The sequence below is a fragment of the Virgisporangium ochraceum genome (assembly GCF_016863655.1).
GTDB classification, from domain to species: domain Bacteria; phylum Actinomycetota; class Actinomycetes; order Mycobacteriales; family Micromonosporaceae; genus Virgisporangium; species Virgisporangium ochraceum.
This window is the reverse complement of the sequence record NZ_BOPH01000017.1, coordinates 185990-195582: the sequence shown is the minus strand read 5'-3', so window position 1 is coordinate 195582 and position 9593 is coordinate 185990. Positions and strand designations below refer to the sequence as shown.

Annotated in this window: 9 protein-coding genes; 5 read left to right on the top strand and 4 right to left on the bottom strand. The window is 72.4% G+C overall.

What is annotated here, in order from left to right:
• Positions 1 to 1822, bottom strand: a 1822-nt coding sequence (locus Voc01_RS06635; RefSeq protein WP_203926360.1) for a HAMP domain-containing protein, incomplete at its 3' end; no start/stop codon positions are given.
• Between the two features lie 101 nt (positions 1823 to 1923).
• Here Voc01_RS06635 and Voc01_RS06630 point away from each other — a divergent pair.
• Positions 1924 to 3876 (top strand): SpoIIE family protein phosphatase, encoded by a 1953-nt coding sequence (locus tag Voc01_RS06630; protein ID WP_203926359.1) that lies wholly within the window; start codon positions 1924 to 1926, stop codon positions 3874 to 3876.
• Here the strand turns inward: Voc01_RS06630 and Voc01_RS06625 are convergent.
• On the bottom strand, positions 3854 to 4330 hold the full coding sequence (locus Voc01_RS06625) for a PH domain-containing protein (RefSeq protein WP_203926358.1): 477 nt from the start codon (positions 4328 to 4330) through the stop codon (positions 3854 to 3856). The genes Voc01_RS06630 and Voc01_RS06625 overlap by 23 nt on opposite strands.
• 115 nt (positions 4331 to 4445) lie before the next feature.
• On the opposite strand from Voc01_RS06625, the gene Voc01_RS06620 reads away from it, so the two are divergent.
• Positions 4446 to 4883 (top strand): hypothetical protein, encoded by a 438-nt coding sequence (locus Voc01_RS06620; protein ID WP_203926357.1) that lies wholly within the window; start codon positions 4446 to 4448, stop codon positions 4881 to 4883.
• Between the two features lie 13 nt (positions 4884 to 4896).
• On the opposite strand, the gene Voc01_RS06615 is transcribed toward Voc01_RS06620, so the two are convergent.
• Positions 4897 to 5238: an STAS domain-containing protein gene (locus Voc01_RS06615; protein WP_203926356.1), complete on the bottom strand. Its 342-nt coding sequence runs from the start codon at positions 5236 to 5238 to the stop codon at positions 4897 to 4899.
• A gap of 47 nt (positions 5239 to 5285) precedes the next feature.
• Complete coding sequence (ddaH, locus tag Voc01_RS06610) at positions 5286 to 6122, bottom strand: dimethylargininase (RefSeq protein ID WP_373873787.1); 837 nt, start codon at positions 6120 to 6122, stop codon at positions 5286 to 5288.
• Positions 6123 to 6184: 62 nt separating this feature from the next.
• Here ddaH and Voc01_RS06605 point away from each other — a divergent pair, with 62 nt between their 5' ends.
• The 3 genes from Voc01_RS06605 to Voc01_RS06595 all read left to right on the top strand — a co-directional run bounded on the left by Voc01_RS06605 (position 6185) and on the right by Voc01_RS06595 (position 9592).
• Positions 6185 to 6616 carry an Lrp/AsnC family transcriptional regulator gene (locus tag Voc01_RS06605; RefSeq protein WP_203926354.1) on the top strand — a complete coding sequence of 144 codons (432 nt, stop codon included), beginning with the start codon at positions 6185 to 6187 and terminating at the stop codon, positions 6614 to 6616.
• A gap of 42 nt (positions 6617 to 6658) precedes the next feature.
• A complete protein-coding gene (locus Voc01_RS06600; RefSeq protein WP_203926353.1) occupies positions 6659 to 8596 on the top strand; it encodes a beta-propeller domain-containing protein in 1938 nt (645 codons plus the stop codon).
• A gap of 192 nt (positions 8597 to 8788) precedes the next feature.
• Positions 8789 to 9592: a hypothetical protein gene (locus Voc01_RS06595; protein ID WP_203926352.1), complete on the top strand. Its 804-nt coding sequence runs from the start codon at positions 8789 to 8791 to the stop codon at positions 9590 to 9592.
• Position 9593: the final 1 nt, after the last annotated feature.

The window sequence follows — 9593 nt, the reverse complement described above, 5'->3', positions numbered from 1 at the left end:
GCAGGATCTCGCCCTGCGCCGCCACCGTGATCTTCTGCGACAGGTCACCCTTCGCCACCGCCGTACCGACCTGCGCGATGTTCCGGACCTGCGCGGTGAGGTTCGACGCCATGTAGTTCACGTTGTCGGTGAGGTCGCGCCAGGTACCGGAGACGCCCGTGACCTGCGCCTGACCGCCCAGCTTGCCCTCGGTACCCACCTCGCGGGCCACGCGCGTGACCTCGTCGGCAAAGGAGCTGAGCTGGTCGACCATCGTGTTGACCGTGGACTTCAGCTCCAGGATCTCGCCGCGGGCGTCCACCGTGATCTTCTGCGACAGGTCGCCGCGTGCGACCGCGGTGGCCACCTGGGCGATGTTCCGCACCTGGGCGGTGAGGTTCGAGCCCATGTAGTTCACGTTGTCGGTGAGGTCGCGCCAGGTACCGCTGACGCCCTTCACCTGGGCCTGACCGCCGAGCTTGCCCTCCGTGCCCACCTCGCGGGCCACCCGGGTGACCTCGTCGGCAAAGGAGCTGAGCTGGTCGACCATCGTGTTGACGGTCGACTTCAGCTGCAGGATCTCGCCCCGGGCCTCGACCGTGATCTTCTGCGACAGGTCGCCCCGGGCCACGGCCGTGGTGACCTGTGCGATGTTCCGCACCTGGCCGGTCAGGTTCCCGGCCAGCTCGTTCACGCTCTCGGTGAGGTCGCGCCAGGTACCCAGCACGCCGGTGACCTGCGCCTGACCGCCGAGCTTGCCTTCCGTGCCCACCTCGCGGGCCACGCGGGTGACCTCGTCGGCAAAGGAGCTGAGCTGGTCGACCATCGTGTTGACGGTGTCCTTGAGCTCCAGGATCTCGCCGAGCGCGGCCACCGTGATCTTCTGCGACAGGTCGCCCTTCGCCACCGCGGTCGCGACCTGCGCGATGTTCCGGACCTGCGCGGTGAGGTTCGACGCCATGTAGTTCACCGCGTCGGTGAGGTCGCGCCAGGTTCCACTCACGCCGGTGACCTGCGCCTGACCGCCCAGCTTCCCCTCGGTGCCCACCTCGCGGGCCACGCGGGTGACCTCGTCGGCGAACACCCGGAGCGTGTCGGTGAGCGAGTTGATCGTCTCGGCCAGCTCGGCGACCTCGCCCTTCGCGGCCACCGTGATCTTCTGCGACAGGTCACCCTTCGCGACCGCGGTGACCACCGTCGAGATCGACCGGACCTGGCCGGTGAGGTTCGCGGCCATCGTGTTCACCGCGTCGGTGAGGTCCTTCCAGGTGCCGGCGACGCCGCGCACCTCGGCCTGGCCACCGAGCTTGCCCTCGGTACCCACCTCCCGGGCGACCCGGGTGACCTCCTCGCCGAACGACGACAGCTGGTCGACCATCGTGTTCACCGTGCGGCCGATCCGGAGGAACTCACCGCGCAGCGGCCGTCCCTCGATCTCCAACGCCATGTGCTCGGTGAGGTCACCGTCGGCGACGGCCGCGATGACGCGGGCGATCTCCTGGGTGGGGCGGCCCAGTTCGTCGATGAGCGAGTTCACCGCCTGGACGCGGTCACCCCAGGCTCCCTCCAGCCCCTCCTCGTCGAGCCGCTCGGTCAGCCGACCCTCGCGGCCCACGACCCGGCTGATGCGCATCAGGTCACGGGTCTGCCGCTGCTGCATCTCGATCAGGCGGTTGAACCTGTCGACCACCTCGCCGGCCTCGCCGGTGCGACGGCCCAGCCGGACCTTCAGGTCGCCGGCCGCCACGCGGTCGAGCGCGTCGGTGAGCTCACGCAGGAGCTTGTCGTCCGGCGTGTCGCCACCACCGGTCCGCGGTGACGTGACCTGGTCGACGGTTGTCATGAAATTCCCCTTCCCGGGAACCGGGGTGGGCGGGCATCTACCCGGTTGAACATCGTGTGCCCCGGTTGGATTGTTACAGCCGGGCAGGGGAGACTGCGACTGTGACCGCCTCGGGCGCGCCGATCGTGCGGCGTACGTTGCTGCCGGCCGAGCTTCGCTCGCCGGGCGCCGCGCGGTCCGTCGTGCGCGCCGTCGCCACCGAGGGTGACCTCACCGAGGTGATCGACGAAGCCCTCCTGCTGACCACCGAACTGGTGACGAACGCGGTCGTGCACGCCGCCACCCCGGTCACCGTCGAGGTGATCTCCGACGCGGCCGGCCTGACGGTCACCGTGCTCGACGAGCTGGCCGGCCCCCTGGTGCCGCTGACGTCGCAGCTTCCCGACGACGAGCGGGGCCGCGGTCTGATCCTGGTCGAAGGGCTCGCCCAACGGTGGGGCACCGTGCACCACGGCACCGGCAAGGGCGTGTGGTTCCACCTCGCCCGTCCCGGGTCCTCCACGACCCTCGCGCCCGGCTCCATGCCGTGGCCCGCGGTCGACCCGCTGACCCAGCTGGGCACGCTCACCGACACCACAGGCCTGGCCGAGCAGCTGGAGGAGCTGCTGCGCCGGCTCGCCCACGCCACGGCGGCCGCCAGCGCCGCGATCCTCATCGACCACGGTGACGATCACGGTCCGCGCACCATCGCCGCGTACGGCCTCGGCGTGCCGCCCGACGGCAGCACCCGCGTCCCGCTGCGGCTGTCGCGGCCGTGGCGCGGTGAGCTGACGCTGTACCCGGCCCATCCGGGCCAGAACCCGCTGGTCGCGCTCGCCGCTGAGCGGATCGGGCTGCTGCTGGAGAACCACCGGCTGCGGCGGGCCGACCTGGCCCGGCAGGGCTGGCTGACGTTCCTCGCCGAGTCGGGCGACCTGCTCGCCCAGTCGCTCGACGTCGACCTCACGTTCGCGCTGATCCCGCGCCTGATCGTGCCCCGGCTCGGGCTGTGGTGCGCGGTGCACGCCCTGGAGGAGGACGGCGAGCTGCGGCTGGCCGCCAGCACGCACAGCGACGAGTCGTCCGTCCCGAAGCTCATGGATCTTCTCGACGCCGCGCGGCCGCAGCTTCTCGAAGCGCTCGGCCTCGACGCGCCCGTTCCCCTCGCGGCGCCGGCCGACGGGGTCGCGGTCGCGTTGGTGGCCCGTGGCCAGCGGTTGGGCACGATCGCGGTCGGCCGTGACGCCGACGGACGGCAGGGTGCCGACGAGATCGCCGCGATCGAGGACTTCGCCCGGCGGGCGGCGGTGTCCATCGACAACAACCGCATCTACGCCGAGCGGCGGTCCGTCGCCACCGCGTTGCAGCGGTCGCTGCTGCCGCCGCAGCTGCCCGAGATCGACGGCATCGACCTCGGCGCGGAGTACGTGCCGGCCGGGTCGTACTCGTCGGCGGTCGACGTGGGCGGCGACTTCTACGACATCGTCGGGCTGCCTGACGGCCGGTGGATGGTCGTGATCGGTGACGTGTCGGGCAAGGGCGTGCAGGCGGCGATCGTCACCGGGCTGGTCCGCGACGTCACCCGCGCCCTGGTGCGCGACGGCCGGCCCGTGGCGGAGACCCTGGGCCGGCTCAACGAGACGCTTGTCGAGCGGGGATCCGGTCGGTTCTGCACGCTGGCCCTGGCGGTGCTGACCCCGCGGCCCGACGGCGTGGTCGACATGGCGCTGCACCTCGCCGGGCACGACCAGCCGGTACTCGTCCACCCCGACGGGCGCACCCGGCTGGTCGGCCGCTGCGGCACCGCGCTGGGCCTGCTGCCGGTAGTCAAGTCGCCGGTCGAGCAGGTGCCGCTCAACCCCGGCGACATGCTCATCTTCACGACCGACGGGGTCACCGAGCGGCGGCACCGCGGCGAGCTGTTCGGCATCGACCGGCTGCGCGCGGAGGCGTCGACACTGGCCGGGTTCCCCGCCGAGGTGGTGGCCAGCCGGCTGCGCACGGCCGCGGTGGCGTTCTCGCCCGACCCGCCGCGCGACGACATCGCGGTACTTACGGTCCGGATCGAGACCTGATCCGGACGAGCGTGTCGACGACCTCCTCGCAGGGCGCGCCGAGCTCGTTCACGCTGAAGAAGTACAGCTGGTCGCCGGTGTCGAGCTCGAGCACCTGGCTGCGCAGCAGCATGCCGCGCCGCGCGTCCACCTTGATGTGCTCGACCTGGTTCCACGGAATCGTGCGCCGACCGCGGAACCCGGTCGCGACCGTGACGCCCTCCGGACCGGCGGCCAGCCGCACCGGCGCCAGCAGGTCACGCACGCCGAGCACGATCAGCAGCACGGCCGCGATGCCGACCACGATCAGCTGACCGGGGTCGCGGAAGCCGATCGCCGCGGCCAGGGCGAAGATCGCCGCGCCGGCCCACTTGGCCACGGTGAACCGCTTGTCGACCCGCCAGGCCGCACTCGTCGGAGCTTCCGTCACACCCTCGCGAGGGGACGGATCGGGCATCGGCGCGCGAATGTCCACGGGGGTCACCCTATCCGGGCGGGAATTAAGAGCCATCTAAGACGATCACCGCACCTCGTGTGCGATCCGGCGGACAGGCCGCAGCCTTCTCCATGAACGCCTCGTTACGAGTCACATGGAGCCGCGAGCCAAGACCCGACGCCTGCTCGACCGCCTCGTCGCCGCGGCGAGGCGCACGGGCGCCGACGCCGCGACGGTCTGCCGGCAGCTGCCGATCCTGCACAGCTGCGTGCCGAAGGACGACGAGCCGGTGCTGCTCGCGCGGGCCACCCGGCCCGGCGACCGGGCCACCTACCTGCTGCTGCTCACCGCGCGCCGGCTGGTGGTCACCCGGGAGACCCGGGTGCTGCGGCGCCAGCACCTGCACCTCAACGCCGACCCGCGGCACCTGTCGGACGTCATCTGGACCCCGGAACCCACGATGGGCGCGATCGCACTGTCGGCGACCGCTGTCGACGGGGTCCGCGAGCACTTCTGGATCCGCACCGCCGCGGTCGAGGCCTCGGCGGCGGCTCTGCACGGCGTCTTCGGACGCCAGCCCGCGTTCGTCTGAGCGGTTACGCCGCTTACGCCGCGCCCGGTTCCGCGATGCTCGGGTACGCCTGACCGATCACCATGCGCAGCTGTGCCGCGCTGGCGACGGTTGCCGAGCGTCCCCTCGACAGTCGCAGTTCGAGGCCGCGCCCACGGTCACCCGCGCGCACGGCGGCGGCCGCGAGCACCGCGATGACGCCCTCGTCGAGGGCGGGGACCCGCACCAGGTCGACGACGATCGGGGTCGCCGCGTCGGCGTCCAGTTGCGCCAGCGCCTGGTTGAGTTTCGGCGCGATCGACCCACCCAGCGGTCGGTCGGCCCAGATGAGCGCCGCGCCGCCGAGCCGGACGACCGTGAAAGAAATCCTGGACATCGGGTCTCCCCTCCTGGTGGGGCGGATGTACCCGGTGTACGACTTTCCTAACCGCGCAGCTCGGCGATGCAGCAGCGGACGCTGCCACCGCCCTTCTTCAGCTCGCTGAGCTCCACCGGCACCGGCTCGTAGCCGGCGGCCCGCAGCTTCGCGGCGAGCCCGGTCGCCTCGCTGTTGAGCACCGCGTGCTTGCCGTCGCTGATCAGGTTCAGGCCGAAGGCGAGGGCATCCTCCTCGTCGGCGACCACCGCGTCGGGGAACGCGTTGCGGAGGATCTGCCGGGTCGGCTCCGCGAACGCACCCGGGTAGTAGGTGATCGTGTGGTCGTCGAGCGCGGCCAGCGCCACGTCGAGGTGGTAGAAGCGCGGGTCGGTGAGCTGCAGCGAGAGCACCGCGCGTCCCAGCACCACCTGGACCTCGGCGTGCGCCCTCAGGTCGGTGCGGAAGCCGTGCCCGGCCAGCACCAGGCCGCCGAGCCGCCCCGGCAGGTAGGCGAAGTCGCCCTCGCCCTCGTTGACCTCGGTCGGCGCCACGAACCGCCAGCTCTTTTGTTCGGCGTAGAAGGCCTTGTGGTGGTCGGCCTCCGCCGACCGCTGCGGGTGGCGGAACCGGGCGCCGTACACCACGCCCTCGACGCTGAACGCGCCGTTCGCCGCGAACACCATGTCGGGCAGTCCCGGCTGGGCCTGCATGACGTGCACCGTGTGGCCCAGGTCGACCAGGGTCTCGCGCAGCCGCGTCCACTGTTTGACGGCCAGTTCGACGTCGACCGTCGTGCCCGGGTCCATCCACGGGTTGATCGCGTACCCGACCGTGAAGAACTCCGGTGCACACATGAGGTATGTCCGCTTTCGCGGCTTCCGCTCCGCCACTCCCACGATCACAAACGCTAAGTACGCTTCGGTGCAGCGGATAGCGGGAAATCTTGCGAGGCGGGAGCGGTTCGTTGCGCATTGACGACATCGACCAGCAGATCATTGCGCTGCTGCAGGAGGATGCCCGCTATTCGTATGCGGAGATCGGCGCGCGGGCCGCCCTCTCGGCGCCGGCCGTGAAGCGCCGGGTCGACCGGCTGCGGGCGGGGAAGGTCATCAAGGGATTCACCGCGATCGTCGACCCGGTGGCGATCGGCTGGACGACCGAGGCGTTTGTCGAGCTGTTCTGCACCGGGCGCACCAGCCCGACCCAGCTGTCGGCGGCCGCGAAGCGGCATCCGGCGGTGGTGGGCCTGTTCACCGTTTCGGGTGAGGCCGACGCGCTCGTGCACCTGCGCGCCGCCGACATCGCGGGCATCGAGCAGGCCCTGGAGCGCCTGCGGGCCGAACCGTTCGTGACCTCGACGCGCAGCATGATCGTCCTGTCCCGGCTCATCGACTGAGAATCCCGGGAACCTGCCGGCGGCGCGTCACGTCGTAGGGGCATGACGCGTCACGCAGTCGCGGCGATCGCCGCAGCGGTGGGTCTCGTGGTGGCCGGATGCACCACCGACGAGCCCTCGCGCCCCGGTGGCCCCGGTGAGCCGCCGGCCGCCGCCGGCGAGTTCCGGCTCGTCTCGTACGCCGACTGCGACGCCGCGCTCGAAGGGCTGCGCGCCGCTGCCCGCAAGAACGTGCTGGCCTGGGCCGACCGGTCCTACGGCAGCGCCATGGAGCCGGCCGCGGGTGGGCGGGCCGATGCCGCGGAGGCCGGTCCCAACGCCGCGCGCGACACCGCCAAGACGGCGCCGGGTGACTCGGGCGGCGGGTCGAGCGGCTACTCCGGCACGAACACGCACGAGGCCGGCGTCGACGAGCCCGACATCGTCAAGACCGACGGCAAGCGGATCATCACCGTGCAGGGCGGGGTGCTGCGCGTCGTCGACGCCACCACCCGCGCGCAGACCGCCCGGGTCCCGGTCGCCACCGACCCGAACGACGCCTACGACCTGGGCGAGATGCTGATCAGCGGCGACAAGGTGCTCCTGATCGGCGCCCGGTACGGCTACTACCGCGAGCGCGGCGCGCCGATCGCCCCGCAGCTGACGCTGGTTGACCTGGCCGGTACCCCGCGGGTGCTGGGCCGGTTCGGGATGAGCGGCTCGGTGGTCGACGCCCGGCAGGTCGGCTCGACCGTGCGGGTCGTGGTGCGGTCGGCGCCCGAGATCGACCGCCCCACGCAGGCCGGCACGCCCGAGTCGTACCGGTTGGCGATGATCGACGCGATCAACAAGGCCGACGTCTCCGACTGGCTGCCGCGGTACACCGTCGACGACGGCGGCAAGGTCAGCACCGGCCGGGTCGACTGCTCGGCGGTGGCGCACCCGGCCGAGTTCACCGCCGCGACGATGCTCACGGTCCTCTCGTTCGACCTGACGAAGAGCGCGCTCGGCAACGGCGACCCGGTCACCGTTGCGGCCGACGGCGACACGGTGTACTCCAACGGCCCGAGCCTGTACGTCGCCAACGACCAGCGCTGGCGCGTGATGGCCCGCGGCGACGGCGACGACCCGGCCAGGGTCCAGCAGCGCACCGAGATCTACAAGTTCGACACGTCGAAGCCCGGGCGTCCGGCGTTCGTCGCGGGCGGTGCCGTCGACGGCTGGCTGCTCAACCAGTACTCGATGTCGGACTGGAACGGCCACCTCCGGGTGGCGACCACCACCGGTACCGCGGTGTGGGGACGCGCGGAGGGCGGCACCAGCGAGTCGGCCGTCCACACCCTGAAGCAGAACGGCCGGAGCCTGGCCGCGGTGGGCAAGGTCGGCGGGCTGGGCAAGGGCGAGCGCATCTACTCGGTGCGGTTCGTCGGACCGATGGGCTACGTGGTGACGTTCCGCCAGACCGATCCGCTCTACACGGTCGACCTGCGCGACCCGGCGAAGCCGACCGTCACCGGCGAGCTGAAGATCACCGGCTACTCGGCGTACCTGCACCCGGCCGGTGACGGCCTGCTCCTCGGCATTGGGCAGGAGGCCAACGACCAGGGTCGGGTACAGGGCACCCAGATCTCGCTGTTCGACGTCCGCGACCCGGCGAAGCCGACGCGGCTGGCGCAGCACCACGTGCAGGGCGCGCACTCGGAGGCCGAGTTCGACCCGCACGCGTTCCTGTACTGGCCGGCCACCGGGCTGCTGGTGGTGCCGCTGACCGGGAAGGGCCGCGGCGGCGACGGGAAGCTCGGCGCGCTCGCGCTGCGGGTCTCCGGCACCACGATCACCGAGCTCGGTTTCCTCGCGCAGCCGAACGCCGACAACGGGTACCCGGCGATGATCCGCCGGTCGGTGTTCATCGACGGGACGCTCTGGACGGTGTCGGCGCAGGGCCTGCAGGCCAACGACGCCACCACGATGGCGCAGCAGGCGTGGGTGCCGTTCGCATAGACCTTCCTCCCCTGAGGGAGCGGCCGGGACGCACGGGCGAAGCGTCCCGGCCGCTCCGCTTCTCGCCGGCGCGTCGTCCTGCGCGGAGCGCGGGTGGGACCACCCGTTCGTGTGAAACCTCTGAGGTGAACTCACACCCCGGCGTCAACGGTGGTCACCTCGACGGAGGCCACATGTAACGGGGGACGTGGAATGGACTTCGACCTGCCCGGCGACCGCAGTCGCACGACCGTTCCGGTTCCGCCGGGCATGGCCCTGGCGGTGGCGACGATCGTCGCCGCGGGGGTCACCGGCCTCGCGGTCGCCGGCCTCACCTGGACGCTCGACCGCCCGGCCGAAATACGGACGGGAGCGCCGCCGGAGGTGGCGTTCGAACGTTCGCCCGAACCGTCGGCAACGGGGCCGATCGACACCCCGGGCTGGGCCGAGGCGCTGGGGCTGCCCGCGCCGGCGCCGGTCACGTCGGGTGGTGACCCGGCCGGCGCCGTACCCGCGCCGCCCGTGCCGCCCGGCCTGTCCGGCGTGTCCGGCCCGTCCGGCCCGGAGGAGACGGCGCGCCGGGCCGCCGCCGCGCGGCGTCCCGTCGTCGGTCCCACCGCATCGGTCCGGTCGACGCCGAACGCGGCGGCCGCCGCGCCGACGGCCGGCACCGCTCCCGCGGCCGGTTCCACGGTGGCCGGTTCCGCTCCCGCGGTGGCCGGTTCCGGCCCCGTGGTGGCCGGTTCCGCGACGGCCGGTTCCGGCGGCGACGGGACGACCGACCCGGGCGCTGTCACCGACCCCGCGACCGGTCCCGTGACCGACGCCGCCGGCGATCCGGCCGCCGGGTTGGCCGCCGGCGCCGACGCGGAGCCCACGGCGGCCGAGACCACCGCGCCCCGGCGGCGCTGGGAGCCGCCGCGCCGCACCTGGCACGACGACGAGCCGCAGCCGGCGCCGGCACCGCAGTGGGGTGGGCCGTTCGGCGACTTCCCGCGGATGTTCCCCTGGGGCTGAT

Excerpts from the sequence above, each read along its gene's own strand:
- Voc01_RS06620 (WP_203926357.1), top strand. The coding sequence starts at position 4,446 with ATGGAGCCGCGAGCCAAGACCCGACGCCTGCTCGACCGCCTCGTCGCC.
- Voc01_RS06615 (WP_203926356.1), bottom strand. The coding sequence starts at position 5,238 with ATGTCCAGGATTTCTTTCACGGTCGTCCGGCTCGGCGGCGCGGCGCTC.
- Voc01_RS06600 (WP_203926353.1), top strand. The coding sequence starts at position 6,659 with ATGACGCGTCACGCAGTCGCGGCGATCGCCGCAGCGGTGGGTCTCGTG.
- Voc01_RS06595 (WP_203926352.1), top strand. The coding sequence starts at position 8,789 with ATGGACTTCGACCTGCCCGGCGACCGCAGTCGCACGACCGTTCCGGTT.